At 47.3% G+C, this 19,093-nt stretch carries 18 protein-coding genes; 16 read left to right on the top strand and 2 right to left on the bottom strand.

All coding sequences use genetic code 11. The annotated features are described in order from the left end of the window. The first annotated feature begins 100 nt into the window (after positions 1-100). From L0B52_RS06450 to glmU, 15 genes are all read left to right on the top strand, one after another. A complete protein-coding gene (locus tag L0B52_RS06450) occupies positions 101-1,576 on the top strand; it encodes a leucyl aminopeptidase (RefSeq protein ID WP_409202329.1) in 1,476 nt (491 codons plus the stop codon). After that, positions 1,576-1,974, top strand: coding sequence for a 16S rRNA (guanine(527)-N(7))-methyltransferase RsmG (locus L0B52_RS06445; protein WP_235063911.1), 399 nt, complete (start codon positions 1,576-1,578; stop codon positions 1,972-1,974). The genes L0B52_RS06450 and L0B52_RS06445 overlap by 1 nt, the downstream gene beginning before the upstream one ends. After that, the gene (locus tag L0B52_RS06440; protein ID WP_409202290.1) at positions 1,958-2,212 is read left to right on the top strand and encodes an RsmG family class I SAM-dependent methyltransferase; all 255 of its coding nucleotides are present in this window, start codon (positions 1,958-1,960) and stop codon (positions 2,210-2,212) included. The genes L0B52_RS06445 and L0B52_RS06440 overlap by 17 nt, the downstream gene beginning before the upstream one ends. After that, complete coding sequence (locus L0B52_RS06435; RefSeq protein WP_235063909.1) at positions 2,205-2,969, top strand: ParA family protein; 765 nt, start codon at positions 2,205-2,207, stop codon at positions 2,967-2,969. The genes L0B52_RS06440 and L0B52_RS06435 overlap by 8 nt, the downstream gene beginning before the upstream one ends. Positions 2,970-2,981: 12 nt before the next feature. Continuing rightward, positions 2,982-3,854, top strand: coding sequence for a ParB/RepB/Spo0J family partition protein (locus L0B52_RS06430; RefSeq protein WP_235063908.1), 873 nt, complete (start codon positions 2,982-2,984; stop codon positions 3,852-3,854). A gap of 61 nt (positions 3,855-3,915) precedes the next feature. Continuing rightward, positions 3,916-4,275, top strand: a complete 360-nt coding sequence (locus L0B52_RS06425; RefSeq protein WP_235063907.1) for a hypothetical protein — start codon at positions 3,916-3,918, stop codon at positions 4,273-4,275. A 9-nt stretch (positions 4,276-4,284) separates the two neighbouring features. Beyond that, positions 4,285-5,079: a F0F1 ATP synthase subunit A gene (gene atpB / locus L0B52_RS06420; RefSeq protein WP_235063906.1), complete on the top strand. Its 795-nt coding sequence runs from the start codon at positions 4,285-4,287 to the stop codon at positions 5,077-5,079. 45 nt (positions 5,080-5,124) lie between these two features. Further along, positions 5,125-5,403 carry a F0F1 ATP synthase subunit C gene (gene atpE, locus L0B52_RS06415; protein WP_409202328.1) on the top strand — a complete coding sequence of 93 codons (279 nt, stop codon included), beginning with the start codon at positions 5,125-5,127 and terminating at the stop codon, positions 5,401-5,403. A 31-nt stretch (positions 5,404-5,434) separates the two neighbouring features. Beyond that, positions 5,435-5,905 carry a F0F1 ATP synthase subunit B gene (locus tag L0B52_RS06410; RefSeq protein WP_235063905.1) on the top strand — a complete coding sequence of 157 codons (471 nt, stop codon included), beginning with the start codon at positions 5,435-5,437 and terminating at the stop codon, positions 5,903-5,905. 3 nt (positions 5,906-5,908) lie between these two features. Further along, on the top strand, positions 5,909-6,457 hold the full coding sequence (locus L0B52_RS06405; RefSeq protein WP_235063904.1) for a F0F1 ATP synthase subunit delta: 549 nt from the start codon (positions 5,909-5,911) through the stop codon (positions 6,455-6,457). Positions 6,458-6,467: 10 nt separating this feature from the next. Next, positions 6,468-8,009: a F0F1 ATP synthase subunit alpha gene (atpA, locus tag L0B52_RS06400; protein ID WP_235063903.1), complete on the top strand. Its 1,542-nt coding sequence runs from the start codon at positions 6,468-6,470 to the stop codon at positions 8,007-8,009. 13 nt (positions 8,010-8,022) lie between these two features. Continuing rightward, the gene (atpG, locus tag L0B52_RS06395) at positions 8,023-8,892 is read left to right on the top strand and encodes a F0F1 ATP synthase subunit gamma (protein ID WP_235063902.1); all 870 of its coding nucleotides are present in this window, start codon (positions 8,023-8,025) and stop codon (positions 8,890-8,892) included. A 19-nt stretch (positions 8,893-8,911) separates the two neighbouring features. Continuing rightward, positions 8,912-10,297: a F0F1 ATP synthase subunit beta gene (atpD, locus tag L0B52_RS06390; protein ID WP_235063901.1), complete on the top strand. Its 1,386-nt coding sequence runs from the start codon at positions 8,912-8,914 to the stop codon at positions 10,295-10,297. Between the two features lie 22 nt (positions 10,298-10,319). Then, a complete protein-coding gene (locus tag L0B52_RS06385; protein ID WP_235063900.1) occupies positions 10,320-10,742 on the top strand; it encodes a F0F1 ATP synthase subunit epsilon in 423 nt (140 codons plus the stop codon). Between the two features lie 94 nt (positions 10,743-10,836). Then, the gene (gene glmU / locus L0B52_RS06380) at positions 10,837-12,210 is read left to right on the top strand and encodes a bifunctional UDP-N-acetylglucosamine diphosphorylase/glucosamine-1-phosphate N-acetyltransferase GlmU (RefSeq protein WP_235063899.1); all 1,374 of its coding nucleotides are present in this window, start codon (positions 10,837-10,839) and stop codon (positions 12,208-12,210) included. A 161-nt stretch (positions 12,211-12,371) separates the two neighbouring features. Here the strand turns inward: glmU and L0B52_RS06375 are convergent, their stop codons facing one another. Together L0B52_RS06375 and L0B52_RS06370 are read right to left on the bottom strand one after the other, a co-directional pair. Next, entirely contained in the window at positions 12,372-13,787 is a 1,416-nt protein-coding gene (locus L0B52_RS06375; protein WP_235063898.1) for a surface lipoprotein assembly modifier, read from the bottom strand. Positions 13,788-14,097: 310 nt separating this feature from the next. Beyond that, entirely contained in the window at positions 14,098-16,035 is a 1,938-nt protein-coding gene (locus L0B52_RS06370; protein ID WP_235063897.1) for a transferrin-binding protein-like solute binding protein, read from the bottom strand. Between the two features lie 458 nt (positions 16,036-16,493). Here L0B52_RS06370 and L0B52_RS06365 point away from each other — a divergent pair, with 458 nt between their 5' ends. Beyond that, the gene (locus L0B52_RS06365) at positions 16,494-19,052 is read left to right on the top strand and encodes a TonB-dependent hemoglobin/transferrin/lactoferrin family receptor (protein ID WP_235063896.1); all 2,559 of its coding nucleotides are present in this window, start codon (positions 16,494-16,496) and stop codon (positions 19,050-19,052) included. Positions 19,053-19,093: the final 41 nt, after the last annotated feature.

The raw sequence follows: 19,093 nt of genomic DNA, 5'->3' as shown, positions 1-19,093 counted from the left end.
TATGGATTTACACCTAAAGCAAGGAATGTTCACCATAGGCATGATATCCTAACGCTTTGTTGCCCTGCTTGGGTTATTCTGTATTTTCTGGAGAATGATGATGAAGTATGACGTACGTTCTGCCTCAGCAGCAAATATTGAGGCAGATGTGGTAGTGGTTGCGCTTAATGAAGCCGGCCAATTTTGCCGTTCACTCACCGCGCTTGATGAAGCCAGCAATGGCTATTTCAGCCAGCAACACGAACAAAGCAACCTCCCGGAAAGTGCTGGTGAGACAATGGTCTTTGTTGATGTGAGCGGTATCGCTACTTCGCGTGTGCTGGTGGTGTGCGCTGAAGATTCTCGCCAATCCCTAGAAAAAGCAGCGAATGCTGTGTTTAGCAAACTCAGCAAAACCCACTGGCATAGTGTGGTTATGACCTTACAAGAAGCGTGCGCTGACGAACTTCAAGGCTTAGCTCGCGTGACGCGCGCCATAGCCAACGCCAACTATCGTTTTGATGCTTATAAGACGCAAAAAAACAAAAAAGCGAAAAAACAAGCTGTGCGACATTGGACGTTTACCACCGAACGCAAACAAGTCAAAGCCTTTGAAGAGACTTTAGCGCATATTGACGCTTGGGCTAAAGGCAGCGCTTTAACGCGTGATTTAGGCAATTTGCCACCCAATGTATGCACGCCGAAATACCTTGGCCACCAAGCAGAAAAACTCGCCGAACAGTACAGCGCGTTAAAAGTCGAGGTACTGAAGAAAAAAGCAATCAAAGAACTCAAGATGGGCGCACTACTTGGCGTTGCCCAAGGCAGTAAAGAAGATCCACGCTTTATCATCATCGAGCATAAGCCGAAAAAAGCGGTGAATAAAAAGCCGATTGTGCTGGTTGGTAAAGGCGTCACCTTCGATAGCGGCGGGATTTCACTGAAACCCGGTGCGGCGATGGATGAGATGAAATACGACATGGGTGGTGCTGCCGCGGTTTTCGGCACGATGAAAGCGCTGTGTGAACGCGCATTACCGCTGCATGTCGTTGCCCTGATTCCGACGGTTGAAAATATGCCTGATGGTGGCGCGACTCGCCCTGGCGACATCTTAACCAGCATGTCGGGCAAAACGATCGAAGTACTTAATACCGACGCGGAAGGCCGTTTGATTCTTTGTGATGCGCTAACCTATGCCGAACGCTACGAGCCACAGGCAGTCATTGATATGGCAACCTTGACTGGCGCCTGTGTGATCGCGCTTGGCTCGCATCGTGCCGGACTGATGGGCAACGATGATGCGCTGCAATCGGCACTATTTGACGCTGGTGAGCAAGCAGAAGACCCCGTATGGCGCCTACCGTTAGATGCAGAATACAAAGCACAACTTGAAAGTCCATTCGCCGATTTACAAAATATTGGTGGCCGTGAGGCGGGCACACTCACCGCTGGTGCATTCTTAGGCGCTTTTGCGGAAAAATACCCTTGGGCGCATCTCGATATCGCCGGTGTTGCCTGGCGTAAAGGTAAAGCGAAAGGGTCCACAGGGCGTCCTGTCGGCCTGTTGTTAGCCTACTTTAGCGCTTTAGCCAGCTAATGCCGCTGCCTGCTGACGCACAACGCGCTTTGGATGAAGGGATTGCTGCGCTACCGTTGTGCATCAATCCCACACAGCGCGCACAGCTAGAGCGTTATTTAGCGTTGCTTAACCAATGGAATCGGGTGCATAATCTGACCGCGATACGCGAGCCACGCGAACAAGTCATTGTTCATCTACTCGATTGCTTGGCTGTCTTGCCTGAGCTGGCAAATGACGCACGCACGGTGGTTGATGTTGGCAGTGGCGCAGGCCTGCCAGCAATGGTTATCGCGATTATGCGCACAGAGACCCAAGTGTATGCGGTCGAGGCAAATAAAAAAGAAGATTGCTTTTATGCGTCATTGTGCCACGCAGCTCAATTTGCCCAACCTGCATACCGTGGCACAGCGCATTGAACACTGGCAAAGCGATGACGCGGTCGATGTAATTATCAGCCGTGCGATGAGCTCTGCCGATGATTTACTGCGTTTAAGCGAACATTTAGGGAATGCCCACACACAATGGATGATTATGAAAGGTCGTGAACAAGAGTCGCTAACCCAGCCAGGATTTCGTTTAACCGACGCACAGGAGATTGATGTGCCGTTACTTGATGCCACACGACGCCTGCTCAAGGTGGTACGTGATGACTAAAATTATTGCGGTAACCAATCAAAAAGGTGGGGTTGGTAAGACTACGACTGCCGTTACTATGGCAGCCGCTTTAGCTGAACGTGGCCATGAAGTCCTGTTGATCGACCTTGACCCTCAAGGCAACGCAACAGTCGCCTGCGGCACCAGCAAACGCGAGCTAACCCATCAGATCATGGATGTGATGCTCGGCGAACAAGCCGCTGAAGATGTATGCATTCATTGTGAGCAAGCCAACTTGTGGCTACTGCCGGCTAATGACGAGCTAGGTGCTTTTGAGCGCGCCATCGACGATCATCCGCAGCGACATAAGATGCTCGAAACTTATACCAGTGGCTGGATTGACCGCTTTGATTATGTGTTAATCGATTGTCCACCCACACTGAATTTATTGACTGTGAACGCGTTGGTCTCAGCAGATTATGTATTGGTGCCGATTCAGTGTGAGTATTTTGCGCTTGAAGGGGTGAGCAGCCTACTCGAAACCATCGGGCAAATTCGCCAAAGCGTCAACCCGGAGCTAAAAATCGCCGGATTTATCCGCACGATGTATGATTCGCGCTCGAAACTCACCCGCCAAGTGTCAAAAAGCTTATTCAAACATTTAAAAGACACCATGTTTAACACGGTTATTTCACGCAACATCCGCTTGGCAGAGGCACCTAGCTACGGCTTACCGGTCACGATTTACGATCGCCACGCCAAAGGCGCCAAAGAATACCGTAAAGCAGCGGCTGAACTGATCAAACGAATTGGATAAAAGGAGAGCAATGTGAGCGGGCAAAACAAACGTGGACTCGGTAAAAGCCTAGACGCACTCATTGGGGATTTAGGGCAATCAGTGCTCGATCAACCAGAATACGAAGTCTTAAAACACATTGAGGTCGGTCGCATTGAGCCGGGCAAATATCAACCCCGCAAACGCTTTGATGATGAAGCTTTGAGCGAATTAGCGCACTCGATTGCCGAACATGGCATTTTACAACCCCTGGTCGTGCGCCCGATTGGTAGCGATCGCTACGAAATTATCGCTGGGGAACGACGTTTCCGCGCAGGACAACAGGCGGGGCTGACCAATATGCCGTGCGTGATTAAAAACTATTCCGACAAAGAAGCGCTCGCGGTTGCTTTGATCGAAAACTTACAGCGCAATGACTTAAACGCGATGGAAGTCGCGCAAGGCTTACAGCGTCTGGTGGAAGATTTCAGCTTAACCCATGACCGTGTCGCGCAATTAGTCGGGCGCTCACGCTCATCAATTTCTAACACCCTTCGCTTACTCGAGCTTGGCGAGGTAGCCAAACAAGCGCTGACTGATGGTGAGATTGAGATGGGGCATGCGCGTGCGATGCTGCCACTCGGCGATAAACAGCAGCAGGCGTTGCTTGGCGAAATCAAACAAAAGCACTTGACCGTTCGCCAAACCGAGGCCAGGGTGCGCACCCTGTTGCAACCAGAAGTCCCAGCTGAAAAACCCACTTCAGATACCAACATCGAAGATTTGCAAACGCGTTTGAGTGATTTTCTACAAACCAATGTGTCGATTAACCATAAAAAGAAAGGCAACGGAAAGGTCGTTTTAAAATACCGCGACCTTGATGAACTCGATCAGTTGCTCAATAAATGGGGTTTTAAAGAGGTATGAGCGACTTTTTCGTTGACCCCCTTATGACAAACTCATATAATCGCAGGCCAGATTTGCTGTCATGCAACAGCATTTAAAGCGATTATTGCGCGTGCAAGCGTGGATTTGGCTGCTCACCCTGTTAGTAGCTGCGTTGATAGCGCAATTCCATTTGCTTGCAGGTATTGCCGCAGGTGGATTGCTCGGAATCAGCGCCACACTTGTTGCAATGATGATTTTTCGCCGCATGCCGGAAGTGGTGAGTGCGAAAACATTTTTTAGCGCAATGGTAGTTTATGAATTAGCGAAATGGCTGGTGATTGCCACATTGGGGATTGTGTTGATGCAACAAACAGCATTCGCCCCGCTAGGGTTAATCATTGGTTTTTTTATGGTTCAGATGGCGTATTTCTGGCTGATCATGCCAGGCAAGCACAACTAGAGGGACAACATGGCGGCAACAGGCGGCGAACAAACCAGCGCTGAATTTATTCAGCACCACATGACCAATCTCAGTATCGGTGAAGGCTTTTGGACGCTACACATCGATACCTTGCTGTTTTCCATCGGTTTAGGCGTTGTATTCTGTTACTTTCTCTGGCGTATGGCAAAAAAAGCCGACACCGGTGTGCCATCGTGGAGCGTTAACCTCGCTGAAATGGCCTTTGAATTTATCGATAATACGGTTAAAGATTTCTTTGGCGAATCGCGCCGCGATATCGGTTCATTAGCGCTAACCATTTTCCTTTGGGTGCTGCTCTGGAACACTATGGACTTGATTCCTGTGAGCTTACTTCCTGATATTGCAGGGCAATTTGGCGTACCCTATCTGAAAATCGTTCCTTCTACGGACGTTAACGCGACCTTTGCGTTATCGATTACCGTAGTCAGCTTGATGTACATTTATGCCTTTAAAGCCAACCATGGGTTTTTCGGTTTGATTAAATCGATGGGCACGCATCCGTTTGAAGCACAGTCACTCGTGCTGAAAATCATTTTGTTCCCAATTAACTTCGCGCTGCGTATTATCGAAGACTTCGCGAAAATCATTTCATTAGCACTGCGTTTATTCGGCAACCTGTTTGCCGGTGAGCTGGTGTTTGTGTTGATTGCTCTACTGCCGTTCTACATTCAATTTATCCCGGGCGGTCCTTGGGCAATTTTCCATATTCTTGTGGTTACCCTGCAAGCGTATATTTTCATGATTCTTACCGTCGTATATATGTCGATGGCAGAGTCACACTAAACTTCCATTCTATTGTTTATTTTTTAGGAGGCTACTATGGAAAAAATGGAAATGTTGATGGCGATCGCCGGTATTCAAGGCCCTTCAGCGATTGCTGCTGGCATCATCCTCGGCTTAGCTGCTTTAGGTACCGGCATTGGCTTCGGTCTGCTCGGTGGTAAATTCCTCGAAAGCAGCGCTCGTCAGCCAGAGATGATGAACCCATTACAAGGTAAATTCTTCATTATCGCGGGCTTGCTTGATGCGGTTGCGATGATCGGGGTGGTTGTTGCGTTGATTATGGTATTTGCTAACCCGTTGTTGGGTTCAATCACCAATCTGTAACCAACCCAAGCTATTAGGAGGTGCCTAAACGATGAACATTAATCTGACGTTGATTGGCCAGATAGGCACGTTTCTGGTGTTTTGGTGGTTTCTCTATAAGGTCATCTGGCCTATTTTCGCCCGTGTTGCTGACGAACGCCGTCAGAAAATCGCCGAAGGGTTAAGCATGGCTGATCAGGCCAAGCACTCAATGGCAGCGGCCGAGGAAGAATCCAGAGAGATGGTGAGCCAAGCCAAAACACAAGCGACGGATATTGTCGGTCGTGCGCACAAACAAGCCGATCAAGTGATCAGCGAAGCGCGCAACGAAGCTCAAGAAACTGGCCGTCGTGAATTAGAACATGCACGCGAAGAGATCGAACAAGAAAAACGCCGCGCCCGCGAAGAATTACGCGCGCAGCTGGCGGGTTTAGTCATCGAAGGCGCCGAACAAGTTATTGGTCGAGAGATTAAAGCCGACGATCACAGTCGATTGTTGCGTGAACTCAGCGAGAAACTCTAAATCATGGCACAACCAAAAACCATCGCCCGTCCTTACGCTAAAGCTCTGTTTGCGCTTTCTAGCGACGATAGCGCTGCACAATCGCAGTGGCAAACGTTCCTAGATACCGCAGCCGAGATGGCTGAGGATCCGGAGATTATGTCTAGCCTCAATCATCCTGACTTTTTCGCCGAGTTACAAACTTGGCTGAATGAATGGCTGAAGAAGGCACGTAAAAACGAGCTTAGCGACCAGGAACGCAATTTCTTGCGTCTGTTAGAAGAGCACGATCGCTTGGTTGTGCTACCAGAAATCGCTGCCGTTTATACCGAGCTATGCTCAACCAGTCAGAACACGACGATTGTTCGTGTCCTAAGCGCTCAAGCAATGGACGATAAAGCGCAAGACGCTTTAAGCAAAACAATGCAAGAGCGACTGGGCAAAGCAGTACAGCTGGAGATCGAAGAAGATCCCGAACTGATAGCCGGTGTGGTTATTGAATATGATGGGCAGGTAATCGACCAATCCATGCGCGGTCGCTTACAGCAATTTGCCCGCAAACTCGACGATTAGAGGAACGAACATGCAATTGAATCCCGCGGAAATCAGCGGCTTTATCAAAGATAAGATCGCGGATTATGAAACGAAGGTAGAAAGCAAAGCCGAAGGTACGATCATCAGTGTGTCTGATGGTATCGTACAAATTCAAGGCTTGCGTCAAGTGATGCTCGGGGAAATGATTGAGTTTCCTGGCGGCGTTTTTGGCTTGGCTCTGAACTTGGAGCGCGACAGCGTTGGTGCGGTTGTACTCGGCGCTTACGAACATTTATCTGAAGGCGATAAAGTCACCTGTACTGGTAAGATTTTGGAAGTACCGGTTGGTCGTGGTTTGCTTGGTCGTGTGGTTAACTCATTGGGTGAGCCAATCGACGGTAAAGGCGCGATTAAAGCTGATGGCAGCGCGCCGATTGAAAAAATCGCCCCGGGCGTTATCGAGCGTCAATCAGTCGATCAGCCGCTACAAACCGGCTTAAAATCAATCGACTCAATGGTACCAATCGGTCGTGGCCAGCGTGAGCTGATCATCGGTGACCGTCAAACGGGTAAAACAGCGATTGCTGTTGACGCGATCATCAACCAGAAAGACACTGGCGTTAAATGTATTTATGTAGCAATCGGTCAGAAGGCCTCCTCGATTGCTGCTGTAGTACGTAAGCTCGAAGAACACGACGCGCTGAAACACACAATTATCGTTGCCGCTGGTGCTTCTGATTCTGCAGCGATGCAATACATCGCACCATACGCGGGTTGCTCGATGGGTGAATTTTTCCGCGACATCGGTGAAGACGCGCTGATTATTTATGATGATTTGACCAAGCAGGCTTGGGCGTATCGTCAAGTATCACTCCTTTTGAAGCGTCCGCCAGGTCGTGAAGCTTATCCTGGTGATGTGTTTTATTTGCACTCACGCTTGCTTGAGCGCGCCTCACGGATTAACGCCGATGAAGTCGAGCGTTTAACTGAAGGAAAAGTTAAAGGCAAAACCGGTTCCTTAACCGCCCTGCCAATTATCGAAACCCAGGCCGGTGACGTATCAGCATTCGTTCCAACCAACGTGATCTCGATCACCGACGGTCAGATCTTCTTAGAAACCGATTTGTTTAACTCAGGGATTCGTCCTGCGATTAACGCCGGTTTGTCTGTCTCTCGTGTTGGTGGTGCCGCACAGACCAAAATCATCAAGAAACTTGGTGGTGGTGTGCGTTTAGCATTGGCGCAGTATCGTGAATTGGCAGCGTTTGCCCAGTTTGCTTCTGATTTGGACGAAGCGACACGCAAGCAGCTCGAGCGCGGTCAGCGCGTCACTGAATTGATGAAACAGCGTCAGTTCAGCCCAATGAGTATTGCTGAGATGGGTGTATCCTTGTTCGCGGCCGAAAACGGCTTCTTAGATGAGATTGACGTGGATAAGATCATGGATTACGAACAGGCTTTGATTGCTTATATGCACAGTGATCACCAGGAATTGCTCGATGAGATTAGCGCTAAAGGCGACTTTAACGACGAAATCAGCGACAAAATCCACGCGGCGGTGAGCACGTTTAGTAAGCAAGGCGCCTGGTAAGCGAGGAGTCATCATGTCCAACGCGAAAGACATACGCGGACAAATCAAAAGTATTAAAAATACGCAGAAGATTACCAAGGCCATGGAAATGGTTGCGGCATCAAAAATGCGCCGGGCACAGAATAATATGCGCGAAGGTCGTCCTTATGCGGATAATATTCTGCGCGTCGCGGCGCATTTAGCGAGCGCGAATACCGAAGGCGATCATCCGTTTCTCACCGAGCGTGAAGAAATTAAAAAAGTCGGTTATGTGGTGGTTAGCACCGATCGTGGCTTGTGTGGCGGTTTGAATATCAATTTATTTAAAAAATTGCTCAAACACATTCGCCATCAACAAGAGCAAGGCCGTGAGGTTGAAGGTAGTGTCTTTGGGCGTAAAGGTGCGGGCTTCTTAAGCCGCATTGGTGTACCGTTGATGTCTTCGGTTGAAGGCTATGGCGACCAGCCTGCGCTGCACGAACTGGTTGGCGGTATCCAATCGATGATCCAGGCCTTCCGCGAAGGCAAGATCGATAAGGTCTATTTGGTGAGCAATGTATTTGTGAACACCATGACCCAAGAGCCGCGCATCCTCCAGCTTTTACCAGCCTCCATTGGTGCTGAACAAGCAGAGATGCCAAATCATAGCTGGGATTATGTCTACGAACCGCAGGTCTATTCCTTATTAGGCATGATCGCCGAGCGCTATACCGAATCATTGGTCAAACAAGCTGTGGCGGAGAATATTGCCTGCGAAATGTCTGCGCGAATGATCGCGATGAAAAATGCATCGGATAACGCAGGTGGGCTGATTGATGAATTGCAGTTGAAATACAACAAGGCGCGTCAAGCCGCCATTACCCAAGAATTGACCGAAATCGTTGCTGGCGCAGCGGCCGTTTAAGAATTGAGAGAGGTTTTACATGAGTACAGGCAAAATTGTCCAAGTTATCGGCGCGGTCGTCGATATTGAATTTCCCCTTGGTGCGGTTCCGAACATCAACGATGCGTTGATTTCTGATAAAGACGGCATCACGTTTGAAGTCCAGCAGCAGTTAGGCGACGGTGTCGTTCGCACTATCGCTATGGGATCATCTGAAGGTTTGGTGCGTGATACTGAAATCCGCAACACTGGCAAAGCAATCAGCGTTCCGGTCGGCACCAAAACCTTGGGGCGTATTATGAACGTTCTTGGTGAGGCGATCGACCATCAAGGTGATATTGACGCCGAAGAAACCTGGCCGATCCACCGCAAAGCCCCTGCCTACGACGAATTATCCAACTCAACCGAACTCCTTGAAACCGGGATTAAAGTCATCGACTTGCTTTGCCCGTTTGCTAAAGGGGGTAAAGTTGGTTTGTTCGGTGGTGCCGGTGTTGGTAAAACCGTAAACATGATGGAGCTGATCCGTAACATCGCGATCGAGCACAGCGGCTATTCTGTCTTTGCTGGGGTTGGTGAGCGTACTCGTGAAGGTAACGACTTCTACTACGAGATGAAAGAGTCTAACGTACTTGATAAGGTATCGTTGGTCTACGGCCAGATGAACGAACCAGCGGGTAACCGTTTCCGTGTCGCACTGACTGGTTTGACGATGGCGGAATATTTCCGTGATGAAGGTCGCGACGTGTTGTTCTTCGTTGATAACATCTACCGTTATACCTTGGCCGGGACCGAAGTTTCTGCATTGCTTGGCCGTATGCCATCAGCCGTAGGTTACCAGCCAACGTTGGCTGAAGAAATGGGCCGCTTACAAGAGCGGATTACCTCAACCAAGACTGGCTCAATCACTTCGATTCAGGCGGTTTATGTTCCAGCTGATGACTTGACTGACCCATCGCCTGCGACCACGTTTGCTCACTTAGACGCAACCGTTGTACTGTCACGTCAAATCGCAGAGCTCGGGATTTATCCAGCGGTAGATCCTCTGGATTCCACCTCACGTCAGCTTGACCCTTTGATTATCGGTGACGAACACTACAACACCGCACGCGCCGTACAGAACGTGTTGCAGCGCTATAAAGAGCTGCGCGACATCATCGCGATTCTTGGTATGGATGAGCTCTCTGAGGAAGATAAACAAGTGGTTTATCGCGCACGTAAAATCCAGCGCTTCTTATCACAGCCGTTCTTCGTGGCAGAAGTCTTTACCGGTTCACCAGGCAAATACGTACCGTTGAAAGATACCATCAAAGGCTTTAAAGCGATCGTTGACGGCGAATACGACCACTTGCCAGAACAGGCATTCTATATGGTCGGTTCGATCGAAGAAGCGGTTGAACGCGCCGAAGGCATGAAGCAGTCATAACGCCGTCAGGCAGGAGCAGAGAATGGCTAAAACCTTTCACGTCAACGTCGTCAGCGCAGATCGCCAGCTATTTAATGGCGAAGTGTCGATGATTGTTGCTACAGCAGTCGGTGGTGAGCTGGGGATTTTACCTGGCCATACGCCGATGCTCGCGGCGCTCAAACCTGGACAAGTGCGTTTGTATCTTGATGAAGACCGTAAAGAAGATGAAGTGATTTATGTTTCTGGCGGTTTTATCGAAGTACAGCCGCATGAAACGCTGATTCTTGCTGATGAGGCCAAGCGCGCTGAACAGCTCGATCCAGAAAGGGTCGAGGCAGCGCGTCGCCAAGCTGAAGAGCGCATGAAAGACAGTTCGCAGAACAAGATTGATCATGCCAAAGCGCAGATTGAATTGATGCAAGCCGCAGCGCAGTTGGCCGCTATCCGCCGCAGTAAAAAATAATCCGGTAGACAGTTCAATGCGTCGTGCATTGCTGTGTGCCCATTGATAAAACAATAGCCGACACCATGTCGGCTATTTTTGTTAGGAGATTGCCATGAACCCACGTATTTTAGCCATTATCCTTGCTGCCGGTGAGGGAAAAAGAATGAACTCGGCGCGTAGCAAGGTACTGCAGCCGATTGGCGGTCGCCCGATGCTTAGCCATATACTCGATAGCGTAGCGGAACTCCCAGAAGCACAACCGGCAGTGATTTACGGCCACAAAGGTGAGGCGCTGAAAGACGCAATGAGCGCTGATTACCCACACATCACCTGGATTCACCAAGCACAGCAACTCGGCACCGGTCACGCCGTGCAACAGGCACTACCACAGATTGCAGCGGCAGAGATTGTTTTGGTGATTCTCGGCGATGTGCCTCTGATCCGCGCGAATACGCTAGCAAGGCTCGCCGAGCGCGCTCGCGAGCATGGCTTTGCCTTATTATCTACAGAACTCGATAACCCTCATGGCTATGGGCGGATTGTGCGTGATGAGGCCGGAGGCGTGGCACAAATTATTGAAGAAAAGGACGCCAACGAACAACAACGCGCGATTCGTGAGATCAACAGTGGCATTATGGCGTTTACTGCCGAGCGATTGCAGCAACATTTACCTAACTTAACCAACGATAACGCACAACAGGAATATTACCTCACTGACCTAGTTGCGATGTCGCATGCAGCTAACCAACCGGTGATCGCGGAAATCGTGAAAGATGACGCAGAAGTGATGGGGGTCAATAACCGCTCACAACTCGCTCAGGCAGAAGCCTTCTACCGTCGCCGACAAACCGACGCGCTACTCGAAGCGGGCGCAACGCTGATTGATCCCAGCCGGATTGATGTCCATGGACGGGTTCAGGTGGGACGTGACGTATTAATCGAGCCTGGGGTGTTTTTCAAAGGCAATGTCGTTTTAGGCGATCATGTGGTGGTTGAAGCGAATAGCGCGTTAAAAGATTGCTCGATTGGTTCTGGCTCGCAGATCTTAAGCCACAGCGTCATCGACAGCGCAATCATTGGTGAACACGCAACGATTGGTCCGTTTGCACGGATCCGTCCTAAAACTGTGTTGGCTGATCACACCAAGGTTGGTAATTTTGTGGAAACCAAAGCCGCTAATATTGGCTATGGCAGTAAGGTGAATCATTTAAGCTATATTGGTGATGCGCGAGTTGGGGAGCAGGTAAATATTGGCGCGGGCACGATTACCTGCAATTACGATGGAACAAATAAGCATCAAACGGTCATCGAAGATGGGGTTTTTGTCGGCTCTAACAGCGCTTTGGTTGCTCCGCTAACGATTAATAAAGGTGCAACGGTTGCCGCTGGCTCGACACTCAATAAAGATGTGAGCGCGAACAGTTTGGTGATTACCCGTGTGAAACCGAGAGAGATACCCAATTGGCCTGGACCTAAGAAAAAATAGTCTGTTAGTGCGTTTAAGCGCCCCATGATAGTCATATTCGGATAATCGATAAATGATTCATGGGGAGAATTCTATTGAATAGAAATGATAGACGCGTTTACCAAGCTATTTAACATCAATGGATGCTCGTCCACTTAAAAGGATGAGGAAAACCTTCAACCTCACCAATCCCGCTTTAACTCCAGCATCACCCGATTTTTTTCGCTTTGTCGGAAGAAATCATTACTCCGCACTTGTTGTTTACTCAATAATAAACGTGGCGTCATCCCGTTCCATTGCCAATTCTCTTTCCAAATAGACAAACTCACCATCCGCTCTTTATCTTCGCGATTTTGCCCCTTACTGAACAAGGAAGGGCCATCATAACGGCTTTTGCTTTGTGCGACCGACAGTTGCGTATGGATATTCTGAGGCCAGCGCTGCCCCCATACCAAGCGGAAATTAGAGCGTCGGAAGCTATCATCAGCATCTCGAGTACCACTTTCGCGCGTGTAGTCAACGCCACCGAGCCAATATTGGTTTGCGCTATGTTGATAAAGTAGTGTTCCACCTAAGTTAAGGTTATTATTATTCAAAAATCCTCGCTCATCGTGAGTCTGCCGCCCATATTCAACGCTGGCAATAGACTGAATCTGAGGTGTCCAATTGTATTTCCAGCGTGTCGAGATACCCACATTGAGCGAGTAAGGACGGTTCGCAAACCAGCGCCTCTCAACAAAAGGACCCACCTGCCATTCACTACGCCAGTTAGCACGACCAACAGCAGGTGAAACCCTTAGCAATAAATCATTATATTGGCTGTAGCGGAAAAAGTACTTTCCTTGGACATCAGCGTCTAAAGTGGCGAAAAAACCCTCTTTCCATAGCCATTTTTTTCCACCACCAAACTGATAACCCACCCCTCGTCCCTGAATGGGTTGATCAAAAACCCATCCACTATACTCATACTGACGCGTTCTCGGGTTATAAACTAAGGCACCAGCCTGACTTTGCTTGGGTGCATTGTTGATGTTTTTATCGTTGATAAAGTGAAAACCGGCATATCCTCGCCACTTGCTTTGCGCTGAGATAGCATTGCGATAAACCGTTATTTCTTCCTGCAATGGTGTTGGTAACGAAGCTTGCTGTAAGCGCGACCACTGTTCATCCGCTTCACTGTATTGACGATTGGCTTGCAGTGCTGTGGCCAATTGAAAACGGATTGTTTCGGCATCGGGGCGTTGTTGCAAAATATTGCGCAGATGATGCGCTAATTGCCCCGGCTGGGCATCAGCACGAGCCAGTATCGCCTGCGCCAGCTCAACCACAAGCATATCGCGCTCCGGGTATTGCTGATACACGGGCAATAAAGCGCGAAGACCTGCAATATTTTGTGTTTTAATCGCAGCGGTGATGGCTTGTTCTAATAGAGCCGGTTGCGTTAACAAAATGGCAGGATCTTCTATTTCTAATGGTTGCGCACCATCATCAGCAGTATTTTGTGTGCCCGATGCGATTTTTTCTTCATCGGTTAATTCTGCGAGGGGTGTCGCTCTATCTGGGGTTGGCGCATATTTTTGATGGATCTCTTGAGACATATCGGCTGCTAACGCTAGCGATAGATTGCCTAAAAAAATAAAACCACCCATCTGATTAAATGTATGCGTATCGCCAGCACTTTCTGAAAAAAATGGCTTAATAAAAAGAAGTGCCAAAATAAGTGGTCAGTGAGAAATTTACGCCTAATTGCGCGTTGATCATGTGCTCTGTGCATAGGATATTATTTTTATACCGCGTTAATAGCTTATTGAGGAAGTATCATTTACGATGTACACCACAAAAAAATCACCACCTCAAAATGGTTAACCCTATTTTGAGGTGGTGAGAATAATGTTTTACATCATCAGATTAATTCGTCGCCTGCTTTTTGCCCGCAAAAACGACACCGGTTTTGCCATCGGTAGAGGTCATTTGACCACCCAACTCTGCCGCTCCCGGACCATATAAGCCGCCTTTTACTTCATTAAAGACAATAGGCTCTATCGGTTTGTAGGCAAGTCCATCATCAATCTGTTGCGATTTCGGCATGACCGCCGTACCGACAAACTGATTGCCTTTGATATCCGCTTTGATATTAATCCACGGAGTAACGCCAGATTGAACTTCACCCTGAGGGGTTAACCCTGTTTCGCCTACTAAGGCACCAATCAATTCTTTCTTGCCAAAATCAACACGATAAGTGGCATCATAATTGATGTCGAAAGGAACATCGGCACCACTATTAATAGCAGTGGACTGAACCAGTGTACGCATTTGCCATTTACCAACATAGTGCGCCTGCCCTGTGGTTGGCACTTCTGCAGGTGGCGTTAACTCACCTTGAACAAATAGCGATTCTGAAGGTCTGCCAAGTGCTTTGCCATCAGGACCTTTCTTCGCCTGGCTAAGTGTTCCGAAGCGCAAGAACTGGTAATTGTCACAACAGGCATTGGCTTCATAGAGCATATCATCGATGGTCTGTGTGTTTTTATTATTCAAATCAATCACTACTCGCTTGCCATCATGATTCAAGGCGAGTTGCTTGATGTTATCAATAGCACCTAAGTCGGTCACACTCACTTCGGCATCAGCTTCTGCCCATGATAACAAAGTACCATCACTTAACTTAGCGGTTGTCCCCACATCAGCAGCGTTATTTTTAGCAATAAACGCCACAGCTAACGTTTTATCACCATTAGGCTTGCTCTTATCGGCCAAGGTGTAAAATCCACCACCCAGCTCTTGTCCTTTATCACCGTAAAACCCGCCAAATAACGCATCAGAATCATTACTCAACGCCTTACTTAACTCGTTGTCCTGACCTTGTTTAGCCACTGCTTTGCCTGAGAACTGATTACCCTGTATGTTGGCATTAATCCCAAAATACTCGGTTTCCGTTCCATTTGTGCGGGTTTTTAATGTTCCATTGAGCTTTTTCTCAGCAAAATTTACGTCAAATTCAGCCACAAAAGAGCTTTTAGAATGGCCTAAACTCAGATTACCCCCTCTCCCTGTCGTGCCAGTCTCTCTATTTCGCGCTGCGTAGTACGTCATAGGAACCATATAGGCCCAGTTACCGGTGTAGCGTGCACTACTCGTTACAGGCAGGCTTTGTGCACGATTGATACCGCGATAAAACAAGGTAGCATTGGTATATTCATGATCCATAAAATGATTCGTGTAGTTATACCCAACAAAACCCATCTGAGTATAATCAAAGTTCAATATGGCTCTTAAATCCTCTTCATTTACATAGCCATCATCATCCAAATAGCGCATAAAATCGCCATATTTCTCCCAGCGAGAGCCGGTCGTCGTTAACCCAGTGATTGTTTTATCGACCATCTTAATGTCACTCGCTGATTTCGCAGGTTCCCAATAAGTGGCATGCTTAAAGGTGATCGTATCTAACGACGTGCTTTCATCCAATGCATAGCTGTTTTCTGCACGGATATTCATCAACGTATTGCGAGCTTCTTGTCTATTTTGTACATTCGAATAATCATCCCCCTTCACTAAATGAATGGCCTCAATATACTTAAAGAGATAGTGTCTGCCTGCTCTGTCCTCTACAAAACGCGTTGAAGGGTTTTTAAACGCAAAGCCATTTTTCGGCAAGCCATCTTCTCTAGGCGCTACCTCTATAACCTCATCCTTACTGGGCTTTGGTGGTGCAGGTTTATCAATAACTGGTTTGGTATTTATGCGAGTCAAATCAACATTACCACCAGTAACACAACCAGACAAAGCGAACATCAAGAGTGACCAACATAGCCCTTTGACTAATTTTGTTTTCTTGTGTTTCATATCTCATTATCTCCAAAACTGATCATGTCATTTAATGCATTATTATAAATAGGTTAAAAACTTCTTCGGCCAAGCGCTACGCTTCTTGGTCTAATAGGTTAAGATACCGCGTGCGTATTAACCCGACCTCCCTATATACCTAACCGGTTAATGGCAACTTACCGAATAATACGAATAGTAATTATTTAGATTGGCATTCTAAATTTTCGCAGTATAATACACTCTATTATTAAAAAGTAATAGTTATTTTGATGATAGGGTGCACATCACAACAATAATAAATCACTGTAAGGAACGGCTGCGCAAAAGCCGAGAGACAAAAATAGATTAATGTATTCAAAATAATACCAAAAGAAATCAACAAGCCTTTAAGTCCCTCCTAACGTTATGCCTAACCTGCTTCTAATCAGTTATTTTGTATGGATGTACATAGACAGTTTATTTATAGGGAGAGTGTTTTGTTTTCGAAATATCCATTAAGGCCTTTGGCTCTAGCAATCAGTGGGTTAATACCCTCTCTCACATTGCTCAACAGTTACGCCGATGAAGAGGGGGAATTACAAACCATCGAAGTAGAAGGAACTGCCAATATCCCTGAACCCAATAAAGTTCAAAAAACCAGCGAAACTATCGATAAAGAGCAGGTTGCCAATATCCGCGACCTGACCCGTTATGATCCGGGTATCTCTGTAGTGGAACAAGGTAACGGTGCAACTAAAGGTTATGCTATTTATGGTGTAGATCGTAACCGTGTAGCGATTAATGTCGACGGCCTGGCTCAGGCAGAATCATTCCAATTAGATCGCCAACCAACCAGTGGTGCGCGTCTAGAGGCAGAATACGAACACATCACTGAGGTGGATGTGACCAAAGGATCTGATTCGGTTACCAATGGTAGTGGTGCTTTAGGTGGTGCTGTATCCCTGCGCACCAAAACAGCCAGAGATATTGTCTCAGAAGGACAAACATTTGGTGGACGTTATAAAACCGGCTATTTCACTAAAGATCAGCAAAGGCTAAATAGCCTTTCTCTAGCGTTAGATAACGACAACTTTGACGCCGTACTGATGCATACCCGGCGTAACGGCAACGAATATCAGGCTAATACAAGAAACGCGCCCGGGCAAACATTTCGCTATCTTAAACCTATTCCAAAGCCTGGGGATGACTCTTATATGGTTAATGGATTTAATCTTCAAAGTGGAAGCCTAAATCTTTCACCACAAGATATTGTAGGTAAAGACCGTCTGTTGCCGGATCCGATGACGATAAAATCTGCCTCTACGTTATTTAAAGCCGGCATCAAAATTGGGGAAGAAAAAGAACACTACCTCGGAATAGTCGCCGAACAAGAGAAAAAGGACTATAACATCCACCTTAAAAGTGAATCGGAATTTTGTGAAGCAAATGAACGATTTGATAGCGTTGTCTGTGAAAGTAGAAAAGGTGGAACACAGCCAAGATGGAGTATTGCCTCTCAGAGTTTTAGCAATGAGATACACACAAAACAACGCTTCGGTCTAGAGTATGTTTATCGTCCCGTAGATTTGGATGCCGCTTGGGTTGATCGTGCCAAACTGACCTTAACCCAACAGAATTTTCGTGTTGACTTAGACAATAGTACTCGTGACTGCAGCCTGGCACCTTTTGCCGATCCCAATTGCAAACCCAATTTTTGGGGAGAACGTTTAAGCCAAAATGGTTTTGATTTTAAGCAAAAGCAAACTAGTGCTAACCTGGAATTAGATAAATGGTTTGATACCGAATGGGGGGATCATGATGTCAGGCTTAATGCTGGTGCCAGTAAAGGCAATTATGTATTTAATTACTATCGGAATGCGTACGATACTGAATATGTATACTCAGCTCCGAGGGCATCGCATAAAAATTGTGAAAGCCGAAAAAACAAACATGGTGAAACCGTCTTAATTTGCGAAAGCCAACGAATTAATTTTAATGATGATAGTCCGCTAATTAACCAACGAAAATTTTATTTGAGCCTAAATGATCAAATTGAATTTAACCGTTGGTTGTCTGCTGATCTAGGCGCGCGCTGGGAAATCAATCGTTTTGATTCCGAAGAAAAACTACTCCCTTTTGACAACTACAATAATAGCGCCTACCGCTTGGGTCTGAATATCCACCCTACCGATTATCTAACCTTTGGTTATAAATACGCTACCGGCTTCCGCTTGCCCTCAGCAGGTGAAATATACGGTGCACCCGATGAAATAGAAGATAGAGCGCAAGCTGATAGTTTTATTGATATGAAAAACAGGCTGCAGCCGGAAACCTCACAAATGCACGAGTTATCCGCTCGCTTGAATACGTCTTGGCTAGACGCCAACCTGGCTTTATTTACCGTGAACTACGACAATTTGATTGGCCGAGGGATAATGTGGCGTTCACCACTTCCTGCAACAGGTATTCAAGTTTTTAATGGACGCAATTACAACTTGCAACAAGCCCGTGTCAATGGCGCCAGTATAGATTTACAGGCAGACTTAAATAGTGCTTGGGGTAAAATGCCTGAAGGTCTAAGCGCCGTTTTCTCGGCAACAGCTACTAAGCAAGTAAGCTCTACGGTACCTAATGCTGACGCCTACAGCAGTTACCTCACCTATCCTCTTGATTCCTTACAGCCTTTAAAGATTGTCTATGGCTTTGACTACAATGCCCCTAACGGTAAATGGGGACTAAGTAATCGTGTGACTTTCTCTAAAGGGAAAAGAGAAGAGGAACTACTTACCGAAGGTAAATTCTCTGGTAATACGGTAAGAAACAAAGCTGTGGGTCAGTATTTGAGTAAAGAATGGACTACGGTTGATCTTTTTGGCTACTGGAAACCGTATAAAAATCTAACCCTCAATGCTGGGGTATACAATATATTCGACTACCAATATACCAACTGGGAGTCGGCACGACGTACCGTAGGTGCATCTAACGACGATCTCGGTGGCAAGGTATTGCTGGCGCCAGGCAGAAGTTTTGCCATAACGGCGGAATTAACCTTTTAGCTTCTACCCTTCGTTTCAGACCATTGTTCTCTGACGTAACT

This window comes from Suttonella sp. R2A3 (assembly GCF_021513215.1).
In the GTDB taxonomy this organism is placed as follows: Bacteria; Pseudomonadota; Gammaproteobacteria; order Cardiobacteriales; family Cardiobacteriaceae; genus JAHUUI01.
The sequence above is the reverse complement of the archived record's forward strand: the minus strand, read 5'-3'. Positions and strand labels throughout refer to the sequence as shown.